We start from the raw sequence: 25,068 nt of genomic DNA, 5'->3' as shown, positions 1-25,068 counted from the left end.
CGAACCTTTCCCGCCCCCCGACTGGTCTTCCTGGTCGTCGGCCCACCGGGGCCAGGAGAGGACGTCGGATGAAGCTGGTGTGGAGGCGGGCGGTCGAGGCTCGTGGTCTGCTGCTCGCCGCCGCGATCGCGGCCCTGGTCGCGGTCGCGTTGGTCACCGGGCTCTCCGACTACAACCGCCGGGCGGTCGGCGCGGGTGCCCACGCCGTGGTGGACGCCGCCCCGGCCGAGGAGCGCAGCCTGCTGGTCAGCGGCTCGGGCGGGCGGGACGCCGCCGCCTACGCCGACCGGGACCGGGCCGTCCGCGCCCAGTTCGCCGACGGTCTCGGCGGGGTCCCGGTCACCGTGGCCGCGGCCCGCTACGGCACCGGGCGCGAGCTGACCGGTGACCTCGGGCCGGCCCGCACCGACGACGACCCGATGTTCGCGAGCCTCGCCACGCTGACCGACCTGCCGGGCCACGCCGAGCTGACCGGCGGGTCGTGGCCGACCCCGGGCGCGACGCCGCTGCAGGTCACCCTGCCCGAGAAGATCGCCGGCCAGCTCGGCCTGCGGGTCGGTGAGCGGGTGCCGCTCTACGACCGCAGCGCCGAGCGGGCCGGGGCCGTGGTGCTGGCCGGCACCTGGCGGCCCCGGGATCCCTCCGACGCCTACTGGCGGCTCGCGCCGGGCGTGGGCGAGAGCCAGGGCGACGCGACCAGCGAGTCGTACGGGCCGTTCGCGCTGGACCCGGCCGACTTCGCGCGCACCTTCCCGGGCTCCACGTCGGGCGCCTGGCTGGTCGCCCCCGACCTCGCCGTGGTCGAGCCGAGCCGGCTCACCGGTGTCACGGCGGCCCTCGCCACCGTCGCCGAGGAGATCCCCGAGGCCACCGGGCTCGGCTCCTCCGCGCAGACCGTGAGTCACCTGGACCGGCTGGTCGACCGGCTCGGCCGGGCCGACCTGGTGGGCCGGTCCGCCCTGCTCACCCCGCTGCTGCTGATCGTGGTGCTCGGCGGGTACGCGCTGGTGCTGGTCGCCGCGCTGCTCAACGAGGACCGCCGCGCGCAGACCGCGCTGCTGCGCGCCCGCGGCGCCGCCCGCGGCCAGATCGCCGGGCTGGCCGTGCGCGAGGCGACCCTGGTGGTGGCCCCGGCCGTGCTGCTCGCGCCGGCGCTGACCGAGCAGGCCGTGCACCGGCTCGGCGGGGACCTGCGGCTCGCCGACGGCGCGGTGGGCCGGATCTGGACGGTCGCCGTCGCCACCGCAGTCGGCTGCCTGCTCGCCATGGTGCTGCCGGCGCTGCGCCGGGCCGGCACGTACGTCGCCGACATGGCGGCCCGGTCCCGCCCCACCCGGGGCGCCGCCGTGCAGCGGGCCAGCGTCGACGTGGCCCTGGTGGCGCTGGCCGTGCTCGCCTGGACCCAGCTGCGGCAGTACTCGTCGCCGCTGGCCGGGGCCGGCGGGCAGCTCGGCATCGACCCGCTGCTCGCCGCCGCGCCCACCATCGGCGTGCTGGCCGGCGCGGTGATCGCGCTGCGGCTGCTCCCGCCCGCCACCCGGGTCGCCGAACGCTTCGTCGACCGGCGGCCGTGGACGGCCACCATGTTCGGCATGTGGCAGGCCGGCCGCCGGCCGCACGCCGGTCCGGTGCTGCTGCTCGCCCTCGCCGTCGGCGGCAGCACCCTGGCCTGGTCGCTGGTGGCCTCGTGGGAACGGTCGCAGGGCGACCAGGCCCGGCACACCGTCGGCGCCGACCTGCGCCTGGTCGAGCGGAACGGCGCCGCGCCCGCGGACCGGGCCGGCCGGCTGGCCGCCACGGCCGGGCTGGACCGGGTGCTGCCGGCGTGGCGGGACGAGATCCGGGTGGGCCGGGACGACCGGCCGGCCACCGTGGTGAGCCTCGACGCCGCCGCCGCGACCGGGGTGCTCACCCTCGACGACGCGGCCGGTGGGGCGTCCACCGCGGCCCTGCTCGACCGGCTGGTCAAGGGACGGGCGGCGCCCGCCGGGCCGGTCCTGCCGGCCGGCGCGCACACCCTCGCGGGCACCGTCCGCGCCCCGGTCGAGACCCCGTTCGCGATCCCGCAGGTGGCCGTGTCCGCACTGCTCACCACCGACAGCGGGGCCGCGTGGCGGGTGCCGCTCGCGGTCGCCGAGGGCGACGGCCCGCTGCGCTTCACCGTGCCGCTGCCCGACGCCGGGGGCGCCCCGCTGCGGCTGGGTGGGTTCGAGGCCGACGGCGGCGCGGCGGTCGGCTACACGTACCGCCTGGCGATCGACGGTCTCCGGCTCACCGACGCCGCCGGGGCGGTGTTGCCGCTGCCGCTCGACGGCGACTGGCGGGTCACCGACACCGCGGAGGGGCCGCACGCTCCGGCCCGGGTGGCCGGGACGGACGTCGACGCCACCCACCGGATCGACCTGCCCGCCGGAGCCCTGGAGTTCGCCCGCCAGCCCTCGTCCCGGTTCGCCGTGGTGCCCGCCGCGGACGATCCGCCCGTGCCGGCGCTGGTCACCCCCGGCGCCGCCGCGGCGCTGAACGTCCGCACCGGCGACACCGTGACCCTCCCGCTGTCCGGGGTGTCGCTGCCCGTGAAGGTGGTCGGCCAGGTCACCGCCGTGCCCGGCACCAGCGGCGACGGCATGCTGCTGGACCTGCCCGCCGCCACCAACCTGCTGCTCCGCCAGCAGGGCACGATCCGGCCGGTGGCCGAATGGTGGCTGCGGACCGACGCCGGCGGGCACACCGCGGCGGCCGAGCAGTTGGCCGGGTTCGGTGGCACCACGCTGCTCGACCGCCGGCAGGTGGCCGCGGAGGCGGCCCACGACCCGTACTGGCGGGGCGCCCGCACCGGGCTGCTCGCCGCCGCGCTCGGCTCGGTGCTGCTGGCCCTGGTCGGCCTCGCCGTCGACGTCTGGGCCACCACCCGGCACCGGCTCGCCGAGTTCGCGGTGCTGCACACCCTCGGCGCGAACGCACGGCTGCTGGCCCGCGCCCTCCTCGCCGAGCAGGCGTTCCTGGCCGGCATCGGCGTCGGGGTCGGGCTGCTGGTGGGGGCCGGCGTCGCGGCCACCATGGTGCCGCTGGTGATCCTCACCCCGGCCGCCGGCCGGCCGGTGCCCGAGGCGGTGTTCACCGTGCCGTGGTCGCCCGTGGGGCTGACCGCCGTCGGGCTGCTGCTGGCCGCACTGGCCTTCGCCGCCCTCATCACCACCGGCATCCGCCGTCGGGTGGCCGCCGCACAGCTCCGGATCGGGGGAGAACGATGAGTCCGTCAGGTGCGCCGCGGCGGGTCCGGGCGTACGGGGGGCACTTCCTGCTGCTCGCCGTCCTGACCCTGGTCACCGCGCTGCTGATCACCGCGGTGCCCCGGGTCGCCGACCGGCTCACCGGGCAGGGGCTGCGGGAGTACGTGGCCGCCCAGCCGGTGGCCCGGCGCGACCTGACGTACACCACCGAGCCGACGGTGCTGCCCCGGACCGCCTCCCGGATCGCCGCCACCCACGCGGCCGAGCTGGCCACCGTCGAGGCGCGGATGCCGGCGGCCGTGGGGCGGACCATCGGCGAGCGGTGGTACTCGGCGCAGACCGCGTTCGGCCGGTTGACCGGGCCGACCCTGGACCCCGGCAAGGGTCTGATCGACGTCAGCCTGCGCAGCATGACCGGGCTGACCGAGGCGGCCACTTTGGTGGACGGCCGCTGGCCGGCCGGCGGCACCGGTGCCGGCGACGCCCTCGAGGTGGCCCTCGCCGACACCGTGGCCCGCGCGCTCGGGATCCGCGCCGGCAGCACCTTCGCCTGGTCCGTCAGCGACCAGGACGGCAAGCCCGTGCGGCAGCGCACGGTGGCCCTGGTCGGGGTGTTCCGGCCGACGGACCCGCAGGCCGGGATCTGGGACGCGCTGCCACAGATCCTGCGCCTCGCCGCGCCCACGGAGGACGGCAAACCGTTCCTCTCCGTCGCGTACACCTCCGAGGCCGGCCTCGACGCGGCCGCCACCTCCGGCTGGCCGGTCAGCTTCGCCTGGCGCTACCGGGTGGCCCCCGACCGGGTCAGCGCCGGCCAGCTCACCGCCCTGGTCGACGGGCTCGCCGCGCTGGAGCGGACCCGCCCTGCCGGGCTCACCCTGACCCAGGGCGTGGACATCCCGCTGCGCCGCTTCGCCGAGTCGCTCGCCGCCGCCCGTACGCTGCTCGCCGTCATCGCGGCCGGGCTGCTCGCCACCCTGGCCGGCCTGATCCTGCTCGCCGCCCGCCTCGCCGCGCGCCGCCGTCAGGGCGAGTACGCGCTGCTGCGCGCCCGGGGCGGGGCGACCGCCGCGGTGCTGGGCCGCGGCCTCGCCGAGTCGCTGCTGGTGCTGCCCCTCGCGGCCGGCGTGGGCTGGCTGCTCGGCGGGCTGCTCCCGGGCGACGGGGCCGAGCTGCGCTGGGTGCTGCTCGCCACGCTGCTGGCCACCCTGGTCCCGCCGGTCACCGCGCTCACCGCCGGCCGGGGTGGCGGCGGCCGGACCGACCTGGTCGGCGGCCGGTCCCCGGCCGTGCGGCTCACCGTCGAGGTGTCCGTGCTCGCGGTCGCCGGGCTCGGCGCGTTCCTGCTCCGCCGGCGCGGGCTCAACCTCGACGGTTCGGTGGACCCGCTGCTCGTCTCGGTGCCGGTGCTGCTGGCCGTCGCCGCGGCGCTGGTCGCGCTGCGCGCGTACCCGTGGCCGCTGCGGCTGCTCAGCCGGGCCGCCGCCCGGGCCCGGGGCAGCGTCGCGTTCCTCGGCACCGCCCGGGCCGGCCGGGCCGCCACCACCGGCCCGCTGGTCGTGGTGGTGCTGGCCGTGGCGACCGCCGCGTTCTGCGGGGTGGTCGCGGCCGGCATCGAGAACGGCCGGGACCGGGCCGCCGCCGACGCCGTGCCCGGGGACGTCCGGGTCGACGGGGAGCGGTTCGCCCCGGACACCACCGACGCGCTCGCCGCGCTGCCCGGCGTCCACGCGGTCACCCCGCTGCTGGTGGAGACCGGCCAGCGCCCGTACGCCGACCGGGCCGGCCGGTTCGGCGGGGTCGGTGACACGCGGGTGGTGCTGGTCGACGGCGCCCGGTTCGCCGAGGTGGCCCGCAGCGCGGGCATCCCGGTGACCGTCCCCGACCCGCTGCGCGCCACGGGCGACGGCACCGCGCCGCTTCCGGCGCTGGTCTCCGCGGCCCTGGCCGACGAGTTCACCGACGCCGGGCTGGCCGACCCGGCCGGCCGGCGCCCCGCCTGGCTCGACGTGCAGGGCAACCGGCTGCCGGTGCGCACGGCCGCCACCGTCGAGGAGTACCCGCTCGTCGACCGGGGCGTGACCCGGTTCGTGGTGCTGCCCTGGCCGGCGCTGCCGGCGGACGCCCCGTACCCGCTCGCCCCCACCGGCTTCCTCCTCGCCGGCGACCGGGTCGACCCGGCCGCGGTGGCCCGGGTGGTCGGCGAGGGGGCGCAGCGCTACCAGCAGGCCGGGGCGCTGACCGGCGGGGAGCAGCCACGCCCGCCCACCGTCACCACCCGCTCGGCGGTCCGCGCCGAGCTGGGCGGCAGCGGCGTGAACGGGCTGCTGGTCTTCGGCTTCACCATCGGTGCGGCCGGCGGCGGCGTGCTGGGCCTGCTCGCGCTGGCCTTCGCCGTGCTGGCCGGGGCGCGCGGCCGCGGGCAGGTGCTGTCCCGGCTGCGCACCATGGGCCTGTCCCGCCGGCAGTGGCGCGGGCTGCTGCTGGTGGAGCTGACCCCGCTCGTGCTGGTCTCCGTGCTCACCGGCGCGGTGGTCGGCGCGCTGCTGCCGGTGCTGCTCACCCCCGTGCTCGGCCTGCCCGCCTTCACCGGCGGGGTGGCGGTGCGGGCACGTTTCGAACCCGGCCTGGTGGCCGGGGTGCTGGGCCTCGCCGTGCTGGCCCTCGGCTTCGCCGTCGCCGTCGAGGCCCTGAACAACCGTCGGATGCGCCTCGGCGAGGTGCTCCGGCTCGGAGAGGAGAGCTGAGATGACCTCGACCGCCTATGGCCATCCGGGCTCGGCGCGTCTGACGCCGCGCAGCGACCCCGGACAGCCAGCGTCCGCCGTACCGGACCTGGCCGCCCTCCAGCAGCGCGCCGCGGAGCGCGCCGCCGAACGGGCCGGCGGCCGGGACCGGCTGCGCGGGCACATCGTCTGCGACGGCCTGGTCCGCATCTTCAAGACCGAGGGGGTGGAGGTCGTCGCCCTCCAGGGCCTCGACCTGGTCATCGACCGGGGTGAGCTGGTGGCGATCGTCGGCGCCTCCGGGTCCGGCAAGTCCACCCTGCTGAACATCCTCTCCGGGCTGGACACCCCGACCGCCGGCATCGCCCGGGTCGCCGACTACGACCTGCTCGCACTGTCGAACCGGCGCCGGCTCGCCTACCGCCGCCAGGTGGTCGGCTTCGTCTGGCAGCAGACCGGCCGGAACCTGCTGCCGTACCTGACCGCGCTGGAGAACGTCGAGCTGCCCATGAAGCTGGCCGGTGGCCGCTCCCGGCGCGCCCGGCGGGAGCGGGCCCGCGAGCTGCTCGACCTGGTCGGGGTCGGGTACTGCGCGGACCGCCGGCCGGGCCAGCTCAGCGGCGGCGAGCAGCAGCGCTGCGCGGTGGCCGTGGCGGTGGCCAACGACCCGGAGGTGCTCTTCGCCGACGAGCCGACCGGCGAGCTGGACGAGGCCACGGGCGCCGAGGTCTTCGCCGCGCTGCGCACCATCAACGCCGAGCTGGGCGTCACCATCGTGGTGGTCACCCACGACCACGCCGTGGCCGGCCAGGTCCGCCGGACCGTCGCGATCCGCGACGGCCGGACCTCCTCCGAGGTACGCCGCACCGCCCGGGTCACCGCCGACGGCAGCACCGAGCTGGTCAGCGAGGAGTACGCGGTGCTCGACCGGACGGGGCGGATGCAGCTGCCGGCGTCCTTCGTGGACGCCCTGTCCCTGCGCGACCGGGTCCGGCTCAACCTGGAACCCGACCACGTCGAGGTGCGGCCGGGCGACCGCGCGCACGCCGAGGAGAGTGAGTGATGACCGAGCAGCTGACCGTGGCACCGCCCCGGGTCGCCGTCGACGAGGTGGTCCGGGTCGAGGGGGTGAGCCGCACCTTCGGCAAGGGCGAGCACGCCGTGCACGCCGTGCGGGACGTCTCCTTCGTGGCCGGCCGGGGTGAGCTGGTCGCGGTCCGGGGCCGCTCCGGTGCCGGCAAGACCACCCTGCTGAACCTGGTCGGCGGGCTGGACCGGCCGGACAGCGGGCGGGTCCGGGTGGCCGGGCACGAGGTGACCGCCGCGAGTGAGCGGGAGCTGCTGGCGCTGCGCCGGGGCACCGTCGGGTTCGTCTTCCAGACCTTCGGCCTGGTGCCGATCCTGTCGGCGGCGGAGAACGTCGGGGTGCCGCTGCGGCTGGCGAAGGTGCCCGCCGCCGAGCGGGAGCAGCGGGTGGCCGTGCTGCTGGAGCTGGTCGGGCTGGGCGGGCACGCCGCACAGCGCCCGTACGAGCTGTCCGGGGGCCAGCAGCAGCGCGTGGCGGTGGCCCGGGCGCTGGCCAACGAGCCGGACCTGCTGATCGCCGACGAGCCGACCGGCCAGCTCGACTCGGAGACCGGCCGGTCCATCATGGACCTGCTCCGCGCCGTGGTGCACGCCCGCGGCATGACCGCCCTGGTCGCCACCCACGACCCGGCCCTGATCGACATGGCCGACCGCACCCTGACCCTCCGCGACGGCCGCCTCCTCCCGGACTGACCCGCGCCCCGGCCTCGCTGATCATGAGGTTGGCGGCAGTCGGACACGGCGTGTCGTGCCGCCAACCTCATGATCGACGGGGCCGGGGCGGGTGGCGACGGTGACCGTGAGGCGCGGCGGCACCCGCCGGCCGCCGACCAGTGGCAGCCAGCTCGGGAACACCTCGCCCCACGGGCGGACCAGGCCGAGCGCGAGCAGCGCCAGCCCCTCGGAGACCAGGCTCAGCGCGACGATGTAGGCACTCTCGCCGGGGCCTGGGTCGACGCCGACCGGCGTGCCGATCGGCAGGCCGGCGACCAGGGCGATCCGCCACAGCCCGGCCGGCAGGACCACCAGCGGGATCAGGTGGGCGACGCGGACCGCCCAGGCGGGCGCGGGCCGGCCGTCACCACGATGGGCGGTGCGGAACGCGGTGTCGCTGGCCATGGGGCTTCCCCGGTGCTGGAAACTGCCTCCAGCCTGCCGACCGGTCCGGCCGGGGCCCTCCCCGCGACCGGGGAATCGGCTCCCCCGCCCGGGGGAGGGGCGCGGCCACCGCCGCCGGTCCCGCCGTCAGAGGGCCAGCTTCATGCCCTCGTGGCTGGCCACGAAGCCGAGGCCGAGATAGAAGCGGTGCGCGTCGGCGCGGCTCTTGTCGGTGGTGAGCTGCACCAGCGCGCAACCCCGCTCCCGGGCCCGGTCGATCGCCCAGGTCATCAGCTCCCGGCCCAGCCCCCGGCCGCGCAGGTCGGAGCGAACCCGGACCGACTCGATCAGCGACCGCTCGGCGCCGTGCCGGCCCAGCCCCGGGATGTACGTGATCTGGAGGCAGCCGACCAGTTCGCCGCCGGTCTCCGCGACGACCAGGTGGTTGCGCGGGTCGGCGTCGATGGCGGCGAACGCCCGCTCGTACGCCTCGTCGACCTCGGTGAAGTCGCGTGCCTTGCCCAGCACGTCGTCGGCGAGCAGGGCGATGACGGCGGGAAGGTCGGCCCGGACGGCCTCCCGGAAGATCAGATCAGACACGTCGGGCAGCCTCCCACAGTCACGCCCGACGATACGGTTGCCGGCACCGGGCAGCATGTGCGGCATGGACGCCCTGCTGTTGCCGTTCCGCTGGATCTACCGGGGGCTGGTCTGGTTCGCCAACTCGCCGCGCACGCTGATCGTCTCGTACCTGCTGATGATCGTGGTGGCCGGCGTGCTCTACAGCCAGGCCGAGCACAAGAGCGCCGCGGACTCGGTCTGGTGGGCGGTGGTCACCGCCTCCACGGTCGGCTACGGCGACATCTCCCCGACCTCCTTCGCCGGGCGGTTCCTCGCCGCGCTGCTCATCTCCACCATGGTGCTGCTGGTCATCCCGCTGATCACCGCGCACTTCGCCAGCCGGCTGATCGTCGACGACGACGCCTTCGAGCACGCCGAGCAGGAGGAGCTGAAGGCGGACGTGCGGCGGCTGCGGGCGCTGGTGGAGGAGCTGGCCGCCCGGCAGGGCATCGACCTGCCCGAGCCGGTGCGCCCCGAGCCGCCCAGCCCGGCCCCGCCGTGGGAACGGCGGCGCCGGCGCCGCCGCCGGTGACGACCCCCCCCGGAGGTCAGCGGGCCACCCGGCGCGAGGGGACCCCCGTGCCGGCCAGCAAGCCGTACCGGGCCACGGCCATCGGGGAACTGACCGGCCCGCCCACACTCACCGGGCGGGGCAGCGCAGCCCCTCCCGGGGCACGGTGAGCGAGACCAGGTAGGCGTCGACGGCCCGCGTCACGCAGGGGGTCTGCGGGTAGGCCGTGTGCCCCTCGCCCTCCCAGGTGAGCACCCGGCCGACGCCCAGCATCGCGGCCAGCGCGGGGGTCTGCTCGTAGGGCGTGGCCGGGTCGCCCGTGGTGCCGAGCACCAGGATCGGCGGCGCGCCGGTCGCCTTGCCGGTCGGGTACGGGTCCCGCCCGCCGGGCCACTCCACGCAGCCGAGCATGCCCACCGCCAGCGCCGGGCCGAACAGCGGGTATTTCTGCCGCCACTGCGACTGCACCGACCGGATCTGCTCCAGGGTCGGCTTCTCGGTCTCGTCGGTGCAGTTCACCGCCATGTTCGCGTCGAACATGTTGGAGTAGTGCCCGTCGTCCTCGCGCTCGGCGTACGCGTCCGCGAGCTTGAACACGCCGGTCGGGTCGCCGCCCTGCAACGCGTCGATCGACCGGGCCAGCTCCTGCCAGCCCTGCTCGGTGTAGAGGGAGGAGATGACCGCGTAGAACACCCAACCGGAGGTGGCCTCCCGGCCGTCCCGGCCGCGCACCGGCGAGACCCGTGCCTTGTCGATGGCCGTGGTCACCGCGGCCCGGGCGTCCGGCGCGATCGGGCAGCGGCCGGCGTTCGCCGTGCACCAGCGGGCGAAGTTGTCGAACGCCCGCTCGAAGCCCTTCGCCTGGCTCTCCGAGCCGGCCAGGAGCCGCTGCCGCGGATCCACCGCCCCGTCGAGCACGAGCGCCCGCACCCGCTGGGGGTAGAGCTGCGCGTAGGTGGCGCCGAGCAGGGTGCCGTAGGAGTAGCCGAGGTAGGTCAGCTTGTCGTCACCGACGGCCGCGCGCACCGCGTCCATGTCCCGCGTGGCCTGCTCGGTGCCGTAGAGGGGGAGCTGGTCGCCGTACTTCGCGCCGCACTGCTGGCCGATCCGGCGGTTGAGGTCGACGAAGCCGTCGAAGGACGCCTGGCTCTCCGGGTCGGGGTCGTAGCCGAAGCTGGCGTCGAGCTCGGCGTCGGAGATGCACTTCACCGGGCTGGACCGGCCCACCCCGCGCGGGTCGAAACCGACGATGTCGAACCGGTCGGTCACCTCGGTCGGCAGCCCGCCGAACCCCGGCCCGAAGGACAGGTAGACCGCGGTGTCCACGCCGGAGGCGCCGGGACCGCCGGGGTTCACCACCAGCGACCCGATCCGGTCGCGCTGCTTGGCCGACCGGATCCGGATCAGCGCGATCTCGAAGGTCTCCCCGGCGCCCGGACCGGCGGTCGCGCCGGTCGCCGCCCCGGTGCCCCAGTTGCGGGGTACGGCGATCCGGGCGCACTCGTAGCGCATGCCCGTCGCGCCCCGCCCGACCAGCTCGTCCGGCACCTCGGGGCAGGCCCGCCAGGTCGGCGCGGTGCCCGGTGCGGCCGCCTCGCCCTCGCTCTCGGCCCGCGGGGCGAACGCCGGCAGCGTGCAGCCCGCGGTGAGCACCAGCGCCGCGAGGAACCCGGCCAGCACGGGCCGGCGGCGGATCCGGTCGGAGAAGCGGGTCACGTGGAAGCCCTCCATGATCGTGTGGACCGCCAGGCTACGCCCGGCCCGGCCCGTCGCCGACGGTCGCCGCCGGGTCCCCGCGGAGCACCTGGTCGACGTCGTAGCGGATGGGGCGCTCGAGCTGGTCGTAGGTGCAGGAGCGCGGATCGCGGTCGGGACGCCAGCGGACGAACTGGGCGGTGTGCCGCAGCCGGTCGCCCTCCATGGCGTCGTAGCCCACCTCGACCACGAGCTCCGGGCGCAGCGGCTCCCACTCCAGGTTCTTGCCGCCGGTCCACCGGCTCACCCCACCGGGGATGCGCTGCCCCCGCTCGTGGTCGCCGTGCACCCACGGGTGGTCGCCGCCGACCTCCCGGTAGGGCTCCAGCTCGTCCAGCAGCTCCTTGCGCCGGGCCGCCGTGAACGACGAGCTGACCCCGATGTGGTGCAGCACCCCGGCGTCGTCGTAGAGCCCGAGCAGCAGCGAGCCGACCACCGGGCCGGACTTGTGCCAGCGGAAGCCGGCCACCACGGCGTCGGCGGTGCGCGCGTGCTTGACCTTGAACATCAGCCGCTTGCCCGGCTCGTAGGGCAGGTCGGCGGGCTTGACGATGAGCCCGTCCAGCCCGGCCCCCTCGAACACGTCGAACCAGCGCCGGGCCGTCTCCGGGTCGGTGGTCACCTGGGTGACGTGCACCGGCGGCCGGACCTTGGCCAGCGCCTTCTCCAGGCGGCCCCGGCGCTCCGGATAGGGCCGGTCGGTCAGCAGCTCGTCGTCGAGGGCGAGCAGGTCGAAGGCCACGAAGTCGGCCGGGGTGGTCTCGGCGAGCAGCTTGACCCGGGAGGCGGCCGGGTGGATCCGCTGCGCCAGCAGCTCGAAGTCGAGCCGCGGCTGGCCGTCGGGGCCGTCCCGGCGGATCACGATGAGCTCGCCGTCGACCGCGCAGCGCTCCGGGAGCTGGCGGCGCGCCTGCTCCACCACCTCGGGGAAGTAGCGGGTCATCGTCTTGCCGCCGCGGCTGGCCAGCTCGACCTCGTCGCCGTCGCGGAAGATGATGCAGCGGAAGCCGTCCCACTTGGGCTCGTAGGTCAGGCCGGGGTCGGTGGGCAGTTGGGGCACGCTCTTGGCCAGCATCGGCTCGACCGGCGGATTGATCGGCAGGTCCACGGCGACCAGTCAATCAGACCCCACCGACGGTCGTGAGGCAGATCACCGGCGGTGCCGGGCGGCGTGTCCGGTCCCGGGCCCGTTCGTCCCCCGCGACCGGATGGTGAAACCGCAGGTCAGAGCTACGTTTCGCGGCGTGCCGGAGTGGAGCTGCCGATGCTGCGGGCGCTGGCGGGTCAGCGTGGAACTGATCCGTGGGCGTTACCGCTACCGGCTGGTGCACCGCTACCCGGCCGAGCACGGCGGCGGCGCGAACGTCCTCGGCGAGGTGGCCTCGGTGGCCGAGCTGGAGGTGCTGCTCGGCCGGTACGCCCCGGTCGGCCTGGCCGACCTGCGCGAGGCGGCCTGACCCGGATCACCCGCCGTCGATCCCCGGCGTAACCTGACCACGGACCGCGTCAGGGAGGGGAGCGGCATGCGCTTCGTCGAGTCCGTCGAGATCGCCGCCGACGTCGACCGGGTCTGGACGGTGCAGACCGACGTGGAGCGCTGGCCGGACTGGACGCCCTCGGTCACCGCCGCCCGGCGGCTGGAGCCCGGGCCGCTCGGCCTCGGCGCGACCGCCCGGCTCGAACAGCCCCGGCTGCGCCCGGCGGTCTGGCGGGTCACCGAGATCGACCCGCCGCACGTCTTCGTCTGGGAGTCCGACAGCCCGGGGGTGCACAGCCGGGGTGAGCACCGGATCGTCCCGCTCGGCGACGGGCGGGTGCGTGCCGAGCTGGCGATGGTGCAGACCGGGCCGCTGGCCGGGCTGGTGGGGCTGCTCGCCGGCCGCACCATCCGCCGCTACCTGGCCCAGGAGGCCGACGGGCTCAGGCGCCGCTGCGAGCGGGGCTGACCGTGCCGGGCTCGCCCGTGACGACCTTCTCCAGCACCGCCAGGCGGTTGCCGTTCTCGTCCGGCCGGTGCGCCACGACCCGGTAGCCGCGCCGGGCGTACAGGCCCAGGTTGTCCGCGCTCTCCGCACCGGTGAACAGCGCGAACCGGGCCACCCGGCCGGCGCAGGCGGCCTCCACGGCGGTCAGCAGCCGGCCACCGATGCCGCGACCCTGCTGGTCGGGGGCGACCGACAGCCGGCCCACGTGGGCGGTGTCGCCGTCGACGCGGGCGCGTACCGAGCCGACGAGGCGGGGCCCGAGGCGGGCGGCCAGCACCACGGTCGGGCCGGCCAGCGCGGCGCGGACCTCGTCCAGGGTCTCGGTGAGCGGGGGCAGGAACACGTCCCGGTAGCGCTGCGCCTCCACCAGGTACGCGGCGCGCTGCACGGTGAGGATCTCGCCGGCGTCCGCGACACCGGCCGGGGCGACGGTCAGCTGATCGGTCACCCGGCAACCTCACCACAACCCGCCGGACCGGGCCCGGGCGGGCCACCGATCCGCCCGTACCCTTGCGGTGTCCGCGCGAGGAGGAGACCGACGTGCCCGAGCTGACGTACCCGGAGGTGGGTGCGACCCGCGACGGGCGCCTGCCCGCCGGCTACCACCACCTGCGCCACCGGGTCCGGCTGCCGGACGGGGCCTTCCCGGCCGCGGCCGACGCGGTGCTCGGCTGGCGGCTGCACCGGGCCGCCGGTGTGGTCATGCGCACCGACGCGCCCCGCGCCGCCGCCGGCGTGCGGGCCACCCCGGGGCTCGGCGTCGGGCCGCTGCGGATCTGGGGCCCCACCGAGGTGGTCTGGACGGTGGACGAGCCGGACCGGGCCGGGTTCGGCTACGGCACGCTGCCCGGGCATCCGGAGGTCGGCGAGGAGGCGTTCCTGGTCACCCGGACCGCCGACGGGGTCTGGTTCGAGGTGACCGCGTTCAGCCGCCCGGCACACTGGTACGTGCGCGCGGCAGGGCCGGCCGCCCGGGCCGTGCAGCGGGCGTACGCCTGGTGGCTGGGGCGGACCCTGCGCCGGCTCTGCGGGCGTCAGTAGCGCGCGAAGGAGCGGATCGGGGCGCGCGGGCCGTACTTCGGGGCCTGGATGCCGGCGGCCTCCAGCAGCACGCAGACCCGCCCCCGGTGACCCCGGAACGGCTCCAGCAGGGCCAGCATCCGGGCGTCGTCGCCACGCGGCTCCCCGGCCAGCGCCCAGGCCACCGTGTTCGGGACGTGGTAGTCGCCGACGCTGACCGCGTCCGGGTCCCCGTAGGCGACGCGGACCACCTCGGCGGCGGTCCACGGGCCGATGCCGGCGATCGCGGTGAGCCGGCGGGTGGCCTCGGCGGCGTCGGCGCAGCGTTCCAGCCGGTCCGCGACGGCGGCCGCGCGGCGCAGCGTGTCGGCCCGCCGCTGCTCCACGCCGAACGGGTGGAAGACCCAGTACGGCGTGGCCGCCACGGCGGCGGCCTCGGGCGGCAGCAGGAGGGGTTGCAGCGGCCCCGGCGCGGGCTCCCGGAAGTGCCGCACGGTCGCCGCGTACGCCCGGTACGCCTCCTTGCCGGTGACCTTCTGCTCGAAGACGGCGCGCAGCAGCCGGGGGAAGACCTGGCCGGTGGCGGGCATCCGCAACCCGTGGTGCTCGCGCGCCAGCCGGGCGACCAGGGGGTGCGCGCCGGCCAGCGCGGCGAACCCGGTCAGGTCGTCGCGGAGCCCGGCCACCGCGTCGGCCCGCTCGACCACCCAGTCCGCCCCGGGGCCGTAGCCCTCGGCGACCAGTTCGCCCGCCTCGGGGCGCAGCGCGAGGGTGGCCGGGCCGGCCGGGGTGCGGGTGGCCCACCAGAAGCTGCCGGCGGCGATCCGGGCGCACGGGTCGTACGGGCTGAACGTGAGGGCGCGGACCGAGGCGGCCAGCCGGTAGCCGGCCGGCGGGCGCAGCGTGCGGCGGGCGGCGGGGGAGGTCACCCCGCCACTCTGCCATGAGCTGCCGCGGACAGGTCGCGGCGCCGGCCCGGACTCTCTGGGTCCGGCGGGGGGTGCGGCGCCGGCCCGAACTCTCTGGGTCCGGCGGGGGGTGCGGCGCCGGCCCGAACTCTCTGGGTCCGGCGGGGGGTGCGGCGCCGGCCCGAACTCTCTGGGTCCGGCGGGGGGCGCGGCGCCGGCCCGAACTCTCCGGGTCCGGCGCGGGGTGCGGCGCCGGCCCGTACCGGGCCGGCGCCGCGCCGGGACGGGGGGGCTGCCGGATCGCCGCCGTCCCGGGACCATGACGGTGGCCGGCCGCGCCCTCCCCGGCTGCGACCGGCCACCGTGTCCGGGGGTCCGTCAGTACGAGTAGCCCGAGTCGCCGCCCGAGTCGCCCGAGTCGCTCGACGCCGGCGGGGCGACCGCCTTCGGGGTCCCGGTGGGCAGGCAGGTCAGATTCTTCTTGCCGTTCGGGTCGACGACGAACCAGGTGCCACCGACACCCTGGCCCTTCCACTGGCCCGGCTTCTTGTCCCCGATGTAGCGGTAGACCGGCCAGCCCCCGATGGTGATCTGCCGGGTGCCGTCCTGCCGGGTCACCGTGCCGACCTTGTCGTCGGAGACGCCCTGGAGCTGCGGGTTGCCGTCGGTCAGGGCGGGCGGCCAGACCTGGGCGCACTTGTCGACGCAGTTGGACTGCGGCGGGTCGGCCGAGTCCTTGTCGAACCGGTACAGCACCCAGCCGTCCTGGTCGGTGACGACCTTGCCCATCCGGGGCAGCTTCTTGCCGACCAGTTCGTCGGTGAGTTGCACGTCGGACGGGGGCGCCTTGTCGTCGGCGGCCGCGTCCGGGGACGCGGAGGCTTCCGGTTCGGCCGACGCGGTGGGTTCGGCCGCGGCGACGGCGACCGGCTCGGCCGCGCTCGAGTTCGCCCCGTCGTAGCCCGCGGGGGCGCAGGCCGTTAGTGCGACCATCGCGCTCGCGACGATGACGGTCGTCCGCTTCAGGTGTGCCACGTGCCCTCCTCGTTCTTGGCAGTTCGCCGAGTAGTACGGGCGGTGCGCTGTCAAGGTTGAAGAGAAAAGGGTGCTCCATTTCACAGTGGATCCGTTGAACCGATCCGGCCGGCGGCGCGTGGGGGAGCACATCGGGGTCGATGTCCCCGGGGAACGACGGAACGGCGCCGGGCGGTGTCGCTGCCCGGCGCCGGCGTTCCGGCGGACTCAGAGGTCGCTCACCGTCACCAGTGGGCTGGCGATGCCGTTGACGTCGACCGACTGCACCTGGATCTTCGCGATGTCCTTGACCGGGGCGGAGGTGGACGCGCTCAGCTCCAGTGGGAGCTGGTTGGTGTTCGTGCCGTAGCCGCCGCCCGGCACCGACCAGGTGGAGACCACCTCGCTGGTCGCGTTCTTCCGCACCACGACGAGCCGGCACGTGCGCGGCCCGGGCAGGCGGGTGAGCTGGAGGTCGATCTGGGTCCCGTACTCCTTCGACGCCAGCCACATCGTGGTCTTCACGCCGGTGCCCGGGTCGACCGCGTTGTGCTGGTCGCCCTCCTGCTCGTTGCCGCCGACGTTCGGATCGTTGGGGTCCGCGGGCTCGCTGTTCGGCGGAGCGGTGACCGGCGCCGTGAGGGTCGGCTCGGCCTGCGGGATCCGCTTACCGTCGTCGCCGCCGAAGATCCCCGCCATGCCGACGCCGCTGAGGCCCCCGAACACCACGACCGCGGCCGCGGCGGCGAAGACCTGCCGCATCCGGGTGCGCCGCCGGTCCCGGCGGACCGCCATGAGGGTACGGTCCAGCAGCGCCGGGTCGGTGTGCGTCTGCTCCAGCGCGGCCATCGCCTCGCCGTCGATGCCGGACAGCAGCCCCACCACCGGGACCATCGTCTCCAGCTCCGCCGCACACGCCCAGCAGGTGGCGAGGTGCTCCTCGAACCGCTCGGCGTCCTGCGGGTCCAGCACGCCGAGCGCGTACGCGGCGACATCCATGTGGTCCGCGCGGCTCATTCCGTCACCCCCCTCTCCTGCAGAGCCGTGCGCAGCGCGCGCAGCGCGTAGTAGACCCGCGACTTCGCGGTGCCGAGCGGAAGGCCCAGCTCCTCGGCCGCCTCGGGCACGGTACGCCCCCGGAAGTACGTCGCCACCAGGATCTCCCGGTGCGACTGGCTCAGCGTACGCAGCGCGTCCGCCACGGTCATCGTGCGCAGCACCCGGTCGGTGCTGTCCGCCTCGGCGAAGGCCGTCAGGTCCCGGTCGTACGTCTCCGCCGGCCGGGCCTGCTCGCTGCGGTGCTCGTCGATGGCGATCCGGCGGGCCACGGTGACCAGCCAGGGGCGCAGCGAGCCCTGACCGTGGGTGCCCAGCCGGTGCGCGTTGCGCCACGCCCGCAGCAGCGTTTCCTGCACGATGTCCTCGGCGCGCTGCCGGTCGCCGCCGGTCAGCCGCATCACGAACATCAGCAGGGGCCCGGCGTGCTCGGCGTAGAGCAGCCGGATCAGCTGGTCGGAGTGGCTCGCCTCGGTGGACGTGGCCTGGTGGCGTCCGGGAGCGGGTCGCGGCGGCACCGGGTCATTCTGGCGATCGGAGGAGCGGGCGTCGACCCCCCGGCCCGACCTCGACGCGCGCGACTGGGGCTGTGCCCGGGCGAACATCCACTCGGGCCGCGCCACCTCGCCGTGCCAGCCGGCCGCCACCGCATGCATGCAAGACCTCCGGTGTCCAATGACTCAGCCGACCCCCCACGGGCATGGCCGCCCGGTGATACGCAGCGCCGCGCCGAGCGGATCAACGCCGGACGGAAAAAATTCCGGGCGGGGGCGGGGTGGAGTCGGTGGCGTCGGCGTCGTGGACCACCGGGGCGCCCCCGGCGAACCGGTCCAGCTCGGCGCCGGCCAGCACCCGGCCGGGGAACCAGTCCCCGGCGGCCCGCCGGGTCAGCTCCGGCACCGGTGGCTCCACCCGGGACGCGACGAGCACCAGGTTGCCGTAGCGCCGGCCGCGCAGCACCGCCGCGTCACCCACGAGGCAGGCCCGGGGCAGCACGGTGCGCACCGTGGCGACCTGCCCGCGGGCGTGCCGCAGCGGCGGGCCGTCGGCGACGTTCGCCAGGTAGTAGCCGTCGGGCCGGAGCACCCGGGCCACCTCGGCGGCGTATTCCGCCGAGGTCAGGTGGGCCGGGGTGCGGGCGCCGGCGAAGACGTCCGCGACCACCACGTCGTAACTGCCGTCCCGGCTCGACGCCAGGGTGGCCCGGGCGTCGGCGACCCGGACGCGCAGCCGGGGATCGGCCGGCCAGGGCAGCTCCCGGCGCACCAGCTCCACCAGCGCCCCGTCCACCTCGGACACCCGCTGGGTCGAGCCGGGGCGGGTGGCCTGGACATAACGGGGCAGGGTGAGCGCGCCGCCGCCCAGGTGGAGCACCCGCAGCGGCGCGCCGGCCGGCGCGACCAGGTCGATCGCGGCGGCCAGCCGCCGGACGTACTCGAACTCGAGGTGGGTGGGATCGGTGAGGTCCACATGCGACTGCGGGGCGCCGTCGAGCAGCAGCGTCCAGGAGCCCGGCCGGTCCGGGTCGGGCACCAGCTCGGCCTGCCCGGTGTCGACCTGCGTGACCGCCCGGTCCGCCCCGCGTCGCCGGCCCATCAGCGCCGGATCCCCCGGGCCGCCGCCGTGAGCACCCGGTGCAGCAGGCGGGCGTCGCCGAGCATCCCGCGCAGCCGGCGCTCCAGGCCGGCGATGGGGATGAGGTTCTGCGGGGCGCGCGGGTCCTTGTACGGGGTGGAGGCGAAGCGCGGCAGCGTGACCAGGGACAGGTCGGCCAGCTCGATCGCCTCGGCCTCGGTCAGGTCGGCCGAGCACTCGACCCGCACGATGCCGGCCCACGGGGCGCCGCCGGCCACCGGCAGCCGCAGGTACCACGAGTAGCCGCCCCAGGCGGTGCCCAGCCGGAACACCGGGCAGCGCTGCCCCGGTGCCAGCCCGGTCACCACCGCGGTGAGCCGGCCGTCCAGGTATTGACTGTGCTGCGTCTTGATGTAGCCGAGGGTGCGGGGCAGGTTGCGCCGGCTGCGCAGCGGCCCGTCCACGACCAGCAGGTCGCCGTCGGACCGCACCGCGTCGGAGACCGCCACCTCCAGGGCGGTCAGCGGGCCCTGCACGGCGGCCGGGAGCTTGCTCAGCTCGCCGGTGCCGCTCACCCGGTGCACCGGGTAGCGGATCGCGCCGGCCACCACGTCCTGCGCCGACGGGCTGGCCGTGAAAAGGCCCCGGCCCACCCGCGAACCGGCCAGCTCGGCCGCGCCCCGCTCCAGGTCGCAGCGGACCACCCCGGCCGCGTACGAGGCGGCGATGCCGGGGAACGAGCCGCCGTCGTCCTCGGCCGTCCAGACGCTGGCGTCGATGCGGCGCACACCGTCGACCAGCAGCACCACGGCCGGGGCGGCGACGTCGCGCCGGACGTCGAGGGCCCGCCAGTCGGTGGCGGGAAGCTCGACGTCGGCGTCGACCTGGGCGCTGCTCGGCGCCGCCGGCCCGCCCCCGCCGCCCGCCTCGAACGACGCCCCGTACGCCGGGTCCCAGGCGTCGACGAAGAACCTCGTCACAGGCCGGTCCGTTCGACGCGGGCCGTGCGGGCGTCCTTGCGGACCTCGAAGCGGACCGGGATCCGCTCGGCGAGCGCCGGCACGTGGGTGACGACGCCGACCATCCGGTCGCCCCGGGCGGCCAGGTTCTCCAGGGTGGCCGCCACCGTGTCGAGGGTGGCGGCGTCCAGCGTGCCGAACCCCTCGTCGAGGACGATCGACTCCAGGCTGGCCGCGCTCGTGGACATCCCCGCGAGCTGCTCGGAGAGGGCCAGCGCCAGGGCCAGCGACGCCTGGAACGTCTCCCCGCCGGAGAGCGTGCGCACCCCGCGCCGCAACCCGGCGTCGTGGTGGTCGACCACGAAGAACTCGCCCTTGTCGTGCACGAGGTCGTACTGGCCGCCGGACAGCTCGCGCAGGATCCGCGAGGCGCCGTCGACCAGCAGGTCCAGCGCCTCGGCCAGTAGCCAGCGCTCGAAGTTGTTGGCCCGCAGGTGCCCGGCCAGGGCACGGGCCACCCGGGCCTCCCGCTCGTGGCCGGCCCGCTGCTCGCGCAGCTCGGCGGCCTGCTCGCGGCGCTCCTCCAGCCGGCGCAGCTCCGCCTCGGCCCGCTCCACCGCCACCGCGGCGTCGCGCTGCGGGTCCTGCGGCGCGGGCAGCCCGGCGGCGTCGAAGAGCCCGCCGATCCGCTGCGCCACCTCGCCCGCCGCGGCCTCGGCGGCCTCGACGGCGGCGGCCAGCCCCGCCCGGTCGGCGCGCCGCCGCCCGGCCTGCTCGCCGGCCCACGCGGCGAGAGCCGTCCACGCGGCGGCCACGTCGTCGCGGTCGGCGGCCGGCGGCCCGAACCGCGCCAGCCCGTCGCGGACCGTGTCGAAGTCGCGCCAGGCCCGGCGCAGTCGCTCCTGCGCGGCGTCGAGGGCGCCGCGGGCCCGGCGGGCGGCGTCGCGGCCGGCGCGTACGGCGCCCGCCGCCTCGTCCAGGGCCCGGCGCAGCCGCGCGTGCTCGGCCAGGGACCCGCGCAGCGCCTCCGGCGTGGCGGCGCCGGCGAGTTGCCCGTCCAGCTCGGCCAGCCGGGCCCGGAGCTGGTCGTGCTCGGCGCGGGCGCGCAGCAGCACCCGGTCCAGCTCGCGGGCGGCCGCGTCCCGCTCCTGCACCACCCGCTTGGCGGTCTCGCTGGCCGCCCGGGCCGCCTTGCCGGCCGCCAGCGCGCGGGCCACCGCCGACCCCTTCGGCACGGCCGGCACCCGGGGGACCGGCTGCTCACAGACCGGGCAGGGACCGCCGTCGACCAGGTGCGCCCGCAGCGCCACCGCCTGGTCGGTGGCCTTCGCCTCCTCGTGCGCCCGGAAGGCCGCCTCCAGCTCCGCCTCGGCCCGCTCGGCCTCGGCCCGGGCCGCCGCGAGCGCCCCGGCCGCCGCGTCGTGCTCGGCCTGCGCCGCGTCCACCGCCGCGCGGACCGCCGCCGCCTCGCCGGTCAGCCGTTCGCGGTCGCCGTGGGCCCTGAGCTGGAGGCGCAGCGCGCTCTCGTCGCCGGCCGCGGCCAGCTCGCCGCGCACCTTCTCCTCGCGCTCCTCGGCCAGCCCCACGTCGGCGGCCGCCTCGTCGGCGGCGGCCCGCGCGTCGGCCACCGCCCGCGCCAGCTCGGCGATCCCGTCCGGCGGCCGGACCCCGGCCAGCACGGTCAGCTCGGCGTCGAGCGCCGCGAGCGCCGCCGCCTGCTCGCGCGCCGCCGCCCGCAGCCGTTCCAGCTCCGGTACGGCCGCCTCGACCGCCCCGGCCAGCTCACGCATCCGGTCGACCCGCTCGCCGGCGGCGGTCAGGCTCTCCTCGTCGACGTCGGCGAGGCCGCCGAGCACCTTGTCGACCGCCTCCAGCTTCGCCTCGGCCTGGCCGGCGCGCTCGGTGGCCTTCTTCTGCACCTCCTCGTAGATGCCCAGCCCGAGGAGGTTGACGAGGATCTGCTGCCGGGTGGCCGGCTTGGCGTGCAGGAAGTCGGCGAACTGCCCCTGCGGCAGCACCACGCAGCTGGTGAACTGCTCGTAGGGCAGCCCGACCGCGTCCAGGACCGCCTGCTCCATCTCGGCCGGCGTGCCGGCGACCACCTCGCCCAGATCCTCCGGGCTGAGCCCGGTGTCGAGCTTCGTGACGTCGAATCCGGGCGGCATGAGCTGGAGCCCGGCGTTGGCGGTCTTCACCGTGCCCCGGCCGTCCCGGCGGACCACCCGGGTGGCCACGTAGCGGTCGCCGGCGGACTCGAAGACCAGCCGCACCCGCGCCTCGGTGGCCGAGGGGGCGAGGGCGTTGGCCAGCCCCCGCGTGCCGCCCCAGCGGGGCACGGTGCCGTAGAGGGCGAAGCAGATCGCGTCGAGGACCGTCGACTTGCCCGAGCCGGTCGGCCCGACCAGCACGAAGAAGTCCGCGTCGGTGAAGTCGACGGTGGTCTCCTCGCGGAAGACCGTGAAGCCCGCCATGTCCAGCCGCATGGGCCGCATCAGTGCTCGACCTCCTCGAGCAGCTCGTCGAAGAGCTCCCGGACGTCGTCGTCGGCGTGGCCGCGGCTGCCCAGGTAGTCGGCGAACAGCTCGCGCGGCGAGCGGCCGGCCCGCTGGGCGGTGCGGGTGCCGCTGCCCGGCCCGGGCACCAGCTCCGGGTCGATCCGGATCTCCAGCGCCCGGGGGAGCAGCTCCTGCACCTCCTCGCGCAGCCCGGCGCGAGGCTGCTCGCGGACGTAGACCCGCAGCCAGCCCTCGGGCACGTCGATCTCGGCGAGCTGGGCCAGGGTGCCGCGGACCGTGCGCAGCGGGACGGCGCCGGGCACCGGCACCTCCCGGATCTGCGCGGCGGTCGTCGCGGTCACCTCGACGATCGTCACCGAACCGATGTTCTCCTGCTCGCCGAAGTCGACGGCGAGCGGGCTGCCGCTGTAGCGGACCGGGCAGGGGCCGATCACCCGCTGGGAGCGGTGCAGGTGGCCGAGCGCCACGTAGTGCGCGTTGCCCGGGAACACGGTGGCCGGCACCGCGTAGCCGAGCACGGTGTGCGCGTCCCGCTCGCCGCCGCCGGTGCTCGCGCCGACAACCGTGAGGTGGGCGGTGACCAGGTGCACCCGGTCCGGCTCGGTGAACCCCTCGGCGAGCCGGGCGAGCACCCGCCCGAGGTGGTCGGCGTAGGTCTGGTTGGCCTCGGCGGGGGTCAGCTCGTACATCTCCACGGCGCGCACGGCGTAGCGCTGGGAGAGGAAGGGCAGCGCGGCGACCTGCCAGCGCTCGCCGTCGCGGGTGGTGCCGTCGATGACGTGCTCGGCCGGATTCTCCCGGACGCTGCCCCGCAGCGTGATCCCGGCGGCCTCGGCCCACGGGCGCAGCGCGTCGAGCGCCGCGCCGTTGTCGTGGTTGCCGCCGATCGCCACCACGTCGGCCCCGGTGCGGCGCAGCGCGGTCAGCGCCCGGGTGACCAGCCGGGTCGCCTCCGGGGTGGGCGCGGCGGTGTCGTAGAGGTCGCCGGCCACGATGACCAGGTCGGGCCGCTCGACCCGGGCGATCTCGATGACCTGGGCGAGCACCTGCTTGTGCTCCTCGGCCCGGGACTGCCCCTTGAGGACCTTGCCGACGTGCCAGTCGGAGGTGTGCAGGATCTTCATGGTCAGCCCTCTAGAACGGGATGTCGTCGTCGGAGGTGCCCGAGCCGACCACCGCGAACGGGTCGGCCGCCTGGGTTATCGAGCGCAGCGTCTCCGAGGGCGCCCGGCCGGCCTCGGAGACCCGGGTGGCCCAGGCCGGGAAGGGGAACTCCAGGCAGAGCGGGACCGGGATGTCGGGCTGGTTGACGAACATGGTGCCCGGCTTGGCCAGCAGCGCGCGCTGCCGCTGGGCGGGCGGCAGGAAGCCGTATTCCGGGCGGGACGCCTCGGCCGGGTCGAGCCGGCCGACGACCCGGATCGCCGAGTTGGTGACGATCCGCCGCTCCACCTCGCTGGCGGTCTGCTGGGCGCCGACCAGGATCACCCCGAGCGAGCGGCCCCGCTCGGCGATGTCGAGCAGCACCTCCTTGATGGGGGAGGAACCCTCCCGGGGGGCGTACTTGTTGAGCTCGTCGAGGACGACGAAGAGCAGCGGTTTCGCGGTGCCCGCCTTCTCCTTGCGCTCGAACTCGCTCTTGAGCGTCACGCCGACCACGAAGCGCTGCGCCCGGTCCGGCAGGTTGTGCAGGTCGACCACGGTGACCTGGGCGGACTCGGCGGTGTTGATCGAGTGCGGGCGCCGGGTGGCCAGGTCGCCCCGGATCAGCCGGCCCAGGTCCTTCTTGCTGCCGATCAGCCGGCGGGCGAACGCGTTGACCGTGCCGAGGCCGACCGCGCTCCCCGCCCAGTCGCCCCGGGTCTCGTCGTCGTTGAGCTGCTCGACGATGTGGTCGACCAGGTCGGCGTAGGAGCCCAGCCGCACCCCGTCGATGCTCACCCCGCCGTCGGCGGGCTGGGCGTGTCTCGCCAGGTGGGCGGCGACCGAGTGCACCACCATCGTGTACTGCTGCCGCTCGTCGTCGGCGTCGGCGAAGACGTACGGCAGCAGGCGGTCGGCGCAGAACTCGCTCAGCGTCCAGTAGAAGCTGTCCACCCCGGTGAGCCGGCTGCTCACGTCGGGCGTGCCGGAGGAGTCACCGACCCGCGGCGGGGCGTGGACCCGGACGTCGGGGAAGGCGCCGGCGTCGAGCCCGAGCTTCGCGTAGCCGGCCCGGGTGGCGTCGTCGAGCCGGGTGTTGGGGTGGTCGAGGAAGAGCAGGTCCTCGCCCTTGACGTTGAAGATGAGCGCCTTGGCGTTGACCGCGTCGCCGCCCAGCACCCCGGAGCGGAAGACCGAGTAGAGCAGGAAGGTGGCGAAGCTGGTCTTGGTGGCCACGCCCGAGATGCCGGAGATGGAGACGTGCGCGCCCCGGGTGCCGTCGAGGAAGTCGGCGTTGAGGTAGACCGGGACGCCGTCGCGGCCCATGCCCATGGGGATGCGCCGCTCCATCCGGTCGAAGTGCAGCGCCCGGGCCCGGGCGTCGCCCTCGGCCCGGTGCACCACGGCGCCGGGGGTGGGCGGCACGTAGAACTCCGGGTCGACGCGGGTGGTGGTGACCTCGGCAGCCTCCTGCACCTGGGCGGGCAGGGTGCCGTCGGCGATGGCGAACACGTCGGAGTCGAACTGCGCGCCCTCGTGCCGGGCGCGCACCTGGGTGACCACCCCGGCGATGGTGACCGGCTCCCGGTCGGGCAGCTCGCGGCGGGTCACCACGACGTCGTCGAGCTGGAGGTAGCTGCCGGGGGCGACCGCCGTCCAGAAGGTGAGCGGGGTGGCGTCGGCGGTGCCGAGCACCCGGCCGACCCCGTCGCCGGGGCCGTCGAGCAGGTCGTCGGTCATCGGCGGTCTCCGGTCGGCTGGTCGTCCCGTTCGCGGCGCACGTCGTGCATCCTGCCCGAGGGATGCGACAGGTTGCCACGCGACGCGGCGGACGCCACCTCGCCGTTCCGCCGACCCTGCGCAGC

22 protein-coding genes are annotated in these 25,068 nt (G+C 76.2%); 8 read left to right on the top strand and 14 right to left on the bottom strand.

The window, feature by feature from the left end:
* Positions 1-68 precede the first annotated feature (68 nt).
* The 4 genes from GA0070214_RS27055 to GA0070214_RS27040 are packed head-to-tail and all read left to right on the top strand — an operon-like array spanning position 69 to position 7,735.
* Complete coding sequence (locus GA0070214_RS27055; RefSeq protein WP_091269336.1) at positions 69-3,251, top strand: FtsX-like permease family protein; 3,183 nt, start codon at positions 69-71, stop codon at positions 3,249-3,251.
* A complete protein-coding gene (locus tag GA0070214_RS27050; protein WP_091269335.1) occupies positions 3,248-5,977 on the top strand; it encodes an FtsX-like permease family protein in 2,730 nt (909 codons plus the stop codon). The genes GA0070214_RS27055 and GA0070214_RS27050 overlap by 4 nt, the downstream gene beginning before the upstream one ends.
* 1 nt (position 5,978) lies before the next feature.
* On the top strand, positions 5,979-7,019 hold the full coding sequence (locus GA0070214_RS27045; protein WP_091269334.1) for an ABC transporter ATP-binding protein: 1,041 nt from the start codon (positions 5,979-5,981) through the stop codon (positions 7,017-7,019).
* Complete coding sequence (locus GA0070214_RS27040) at positions 7,019-7,735, top strand: ABC transporter ATP-binding protein (protein WP_091269333.1); 717 nt, start codon at positions 7,019-7,021, stop codon at positions 7,733-7,735. Before GA0070214_RS27045 ends, GA0070214_RS27040 begins: the two co-directional genes overlap by 1 nt.
* A 21-nt stretch (positions 7,736-7,756) precedes the next feature.
* Here GA0070214_RS27040 and GA0070214_RS27035 read toward each other — a convergent pair whose 3' ends face one another.
* Both GA0070214_RS27035 and GA0070214_RS27030 read right to left on the bottom strand, forming a co-directional pair.
* Positions 7,757-8,161 carry a hypothetical protein gene (locus GA0070214_RS27035; RefSeq protein WP_091269332.1) on the bottom strand — a complete coding sequence of 135 codons (405 nt, stop codon included), beginning with the start codon at positions 8,159-8,161 and terminating at the stop codon, positions 7,757-7,759.
* Between the two features lie 126 nt (positions 8,162-8,287).
* Positions 8,288-8,740, bottom strand: coding sequence for a GNAT family N-acetyltransferase (locus tag GA0070214_RS27030; protein ID WP_091269443.1), 453 nt, complete (start codon positions 8,738-8,740; stop codon positions 8,288-8,290).
* A 64-nt stretch (positions 8,741-8,804) separates the two neighbouring features.
* Here GA0070214_RS27030 and GA0070214_RS27025 point away from each other — a divergent pair, with 64 nt between their 5' ends.
* The gene (locus GA0070214_RS27025) at positions 8,805-9,293 is read left to right on the top strand and encodes a potassium channel family protein (protein WP_091269331.1); all 489 of its coding nucleotides are present in this window, start codon (positions 8,805-8,807) and stop codon (positions 9,291-9,293) included.
* A 108-nt stretch (positions 9,294-9,401) separates the two neighbouring features.
* On the opposite strand, the gene GA0070214_RS27020 is transcribed toward GA0070214_RS27025, so the two are convergent.
* A complete protein-coding gene (locus tag GA0070214_RS27020; RefSeq protein WP_377462444.1) occupies positions 9,402-10,988 on the bottom strand; it encodes an alpha/beta hydrolase in 1,587 nt (528 codons plus the stop codon).
* Between the two features lie 34 nt (positions 10,989-11,022).
* A complete protein-coding gene (locus GA0070214_RS27015; protein WP_091269329.1) occupies positions 11,023-12,135 on the bottom strand; it encodes an ATP-dependent DNA ligase in 1,113 nt (370 codons plus the stop codon).
* A gap of 136 nt (positions 12,136-12,271) precedes the next feature.
* On the opposite strand from GA0070214_RS27015, the gene GA0070214_RS27010 reads away from it, so the two are divergent.
* Positions 12,272-12,484 carry a hypothetical protein gene (locus GA0070214_RS27010; protein ID WP_091269328.1) on the top strand — a complete coding sequence of 71 codons (213 nt, stop codon included), beginning with the start codon at positions 12,272-12,274 and terminating at the stop codon, positions 12,482-12,484.
* A 66-nt stretch (positions 12,485-12,550) separates the two neighbouring features.
* Positions 12,551-12,973 carry an SRPBCC family protein gene (locus tag GA0070214_RS27005; RefSeq protein WP_091269327.1) on the top strand — a complete coding sequence of 141 codons (423 nt, stop codon included), beginning with the start codon at positions 12,551-12,553 and terminating at the stop codon, positions 12,971-12,973.
* Here GA0070214_RS27005 and GA0070214_RS27000 read toward each other — a convergent pair.
* A complete protein-coding gene (locus GA0070214_RS27000; protein ID WP_091269326.1) occupies positions 12,948-13,460 on the bottom strand; it encodes a GNAT family N-acetyltransferase in 513 nt (170 codons plus the stop codon). The two genes, GA0070214_RS27005 and GA0070214_RS27000, sit on opposite strands and share 26 nt — an antisense overlap.
* 92 nt (positions 13,461-13,552) lie before the next feature.
* On the opposite strand from GA0070214_RS27000, the gene GA0070214_RS26995 reads away from it, so the two are divergent.
* On the top strand, positions 13,553-14,053 hold the full coding sequence (locus tag GA0070214_RS26995) for a DUF1990 family protein (protein WP_091269325.1): 501 nt from the start codon (positions 13,553-13,555) through the stop codon (positions 14,051-14,053).
* Here GA0070214_RS26995 and GA0070214_RS26990 read toward each other — a convergent pair.
* The 9 genes from GA0070214_RS26990 to GA0070214_RS26950 form a co-directional block, all read right to left on the bottom strand.
* On the bottom strand, positions 14,047-14,961 hold the full coding sequence (locus GA0070214_RS26990; RefSeq protein ID WP_091269324.1) for a DNA-3-methyladenine glycosylase family protein: 915 nt from the start codon (positions 14,959-14,961) through the stop codon (positions 14,047-14,049). The genes GA0070214_RS26995 and GA0070214_RS26990 overlap by 7 nt on opposite strands.
* A 357-nt stretch (positions 14,962-15,318) precedes the next feature.
* Entirely contained in the window at positions 15,319-15,975 is a 657-nt protein-coding gene (locus GA0070214_RS26985) for a COG4315 family predicted lipoprotein (protein ID WP_091269323.1), read from the bottom strand.
* 207 nt (positions 15,976-16,182) lie between these two features.
* The gene (locus GA0070214_RS26980; protein WP_091269322.1) at positions 16,183-16,971 is read right to left on the bottom strand and encodes an anti-sigma factor family protein; all 789 of its coding nucleotides are present in this window, start codon (positions 16,969-16,971) and stop codon (positions 16,183-16,185) included.
* A complete protein-coding gene (locus GA0070214_RS26975; protein WP_091269321.1) occupies positions 16,968-17,666 on the bottom strand; it encodes a sigma-70 family RNA polymerase sigma factor in 699 nt (232 codons plus the stop codon). The genes GA0070214_RS26980 and GA0070214_RS26975 overlap by 4 nt, the downstream gene beginning before the upstream one ends.
* 82 nt (positions 17,667-17,748) lie before the next feature.
* Complete coding sequence (locus tag GA0070214_RS26970) at positions 17,749-18,606, bottom strand: spermidine synthase (RefSeq protein WP_091269320.1); 858 nt, start codon at positions 18,604-18,606, stop codon at positions 17,749-17,751.
* Positions 18,606-19,565 (bottom strand): hypothetical protein, encoded by a 960-nt coding sequence (locus GA0070214_RS26965; protein WP_091269319.1) that lies wholly within the window; start codon positions 19,563-19,565, stop codon positions 18,606-18,608. The genes GA0070214_RS26970 and GA0070214_RS26965 overlap by 1 nt, the downstream gene beginning before the upstream one ends.
* Positions 19,562-22,036 carry an AAA family ATPase gene (locus GA0070214_RS26960; protein ID WP_091269318.1) on the bottom strand — a complete coding sequence of 825 codons (2,475 nt, stop codon included), beginning with the start codon at positions 22,034-22,036 and terminating at the stop codon, positions 19,562-19,564. The genes GA0070214_RS26965 and GA0070214_RS26960 overlap by 4 nt, the downstream gene beginning before the upstream one ends.
* On the bottom strand, positions 22,036-23,184 hold the full coding sequence (locus GA0070214_RS26955) for an exonuclease SbcCD subunit D (RefSeq protein WP_091269317.1): 1,149 nt from the start codon (positions 23,182-23,184) through the stop codon (positions 22,036-22,038). The genes GA0070214_RS26960 and GA0070214_RS26955 overlap by 1 nt, the downstream gene beginning before the upstream one ends.
* Before the next feature lie 10 nt (positions 23,185-23,194).
* Positions 23,195-24,943: an ATP-binding protein gene (locus tag GA0070214_RS26950; RefSeq protein ID WP_091269316.1), complete on the bottom strand. Its 1,749-nt coding sequence runs from the start codon at positions 24,941-24,943 to the stop codon at positions 23,195-23,197.
* Positions 24,944-25,068 lie beyond the last annotated feature (125 nt).

This window comes from Micromonospora chaiyaphumensis, from assembly GCF_900091435.1.
Taxonomy (GTDB): domain Bacteria; phylum Actinomycetota; class Actinomycetes; order Mycobacteriales; family Micromonosporaceae; genus Micromonospora; species Micromonospora chaiyaphumensis.
Note: the sequence above shows the minus strand (reverse complement) of the source record. Positions and strands in the feature narration are given on the sequence as shown.

Coding starts and splice junctions, on each gene's coding strand:
- GA0070214_RS26980 (WP_091269322.1), bottom strand. CDS start 16,971: ATGAGCCGCGCGGACCACATGGATGTCGCCGCGTACGCGCTCGGCGTG.
- GA0070214_RS27050 (WP_091269335.1), top strand. CDS start 3,248: ATGAGTCCGTCAGGTGCGCCGCGGCGGGTCCGGGCGTACGGGGGGCAC.
- GA0070214_RS26950 (WP_091269316.1), bottom strand. CDS start 24,943: ATGACCGACGACCTGCTCGACGGCCCCGGCGACGGGGTCGGCCGGGTG.
- GA0070214_RS27055 (WP_091269336.1), top strand. CDS start 69: ATGAAGCTGGTGTGGAGGCGGGCGGTCGAGGCTCGTGGTCTGCTGCTC.
- GA0070214_RS26975 (WP_091269321.1), bottom strand. CDS start 17,666: ATGCATGCGGTGGCGGCCGGCTGGCACGGCGAGGTGGCGCGGCCCGAG.
- GA0070214_RS26960 (WP_091269318.1), bottom strand. CDS start 22,036: ATGCGGCCCATGCGGCTGGACATGGCGGGCTTCACGGTCTTCCGCGAG.
- GA0070214_RS27025 (WP_091269331.1), top strand. CDS start 8,805: ATGGACGCCCTGCTGTTGCCGTTCCGCTGGATCTACCGGGGGCTGGTC.
- GA0070214_RS27005 (WP_091269327.1), top strand. CDS start 12,551: ATGCGCTTCGTCGAGTCCGTCGAGATCGCCGCCGACGTCGACCGGGTC.
- GA0070214_RS27035 (WP_091269332.1), bottom strand. CDS start 8,161: ATGGCCAGCGACACCGCGTTCCGCACCGCCCATCGTGGTGACGGCCGG.
- GA0070214_RS27045 (WP_091269334.1), top strand. CDS start 5,979: ATGACCTCGACCGCCTATGGCCATCCGGGCTCGGCGCGTCTGACGCCG.
- GA0070214_RS26955 (WP_091269317.1), bottom strand. CDS start 23,184: ATGAAGATCCTGCACACCTCCGACTGGCACGTCGGCAAGGTCCTCAAG.
- GA0070214_RS26970 (WP_091269320.1), bottom strand. CDS start 18,606: ATGGGCCGGCGACGCGGGGCGGACCGGGCGGTCACGCAGGTCGACACC.
- GA0070214_RS27040 (WP_091269333.1), top strand. CDS start 7,019: ATGACCGAGCAGCTGACCGTGGCACCGCCCCGGGTCGCCGTCGACGAG.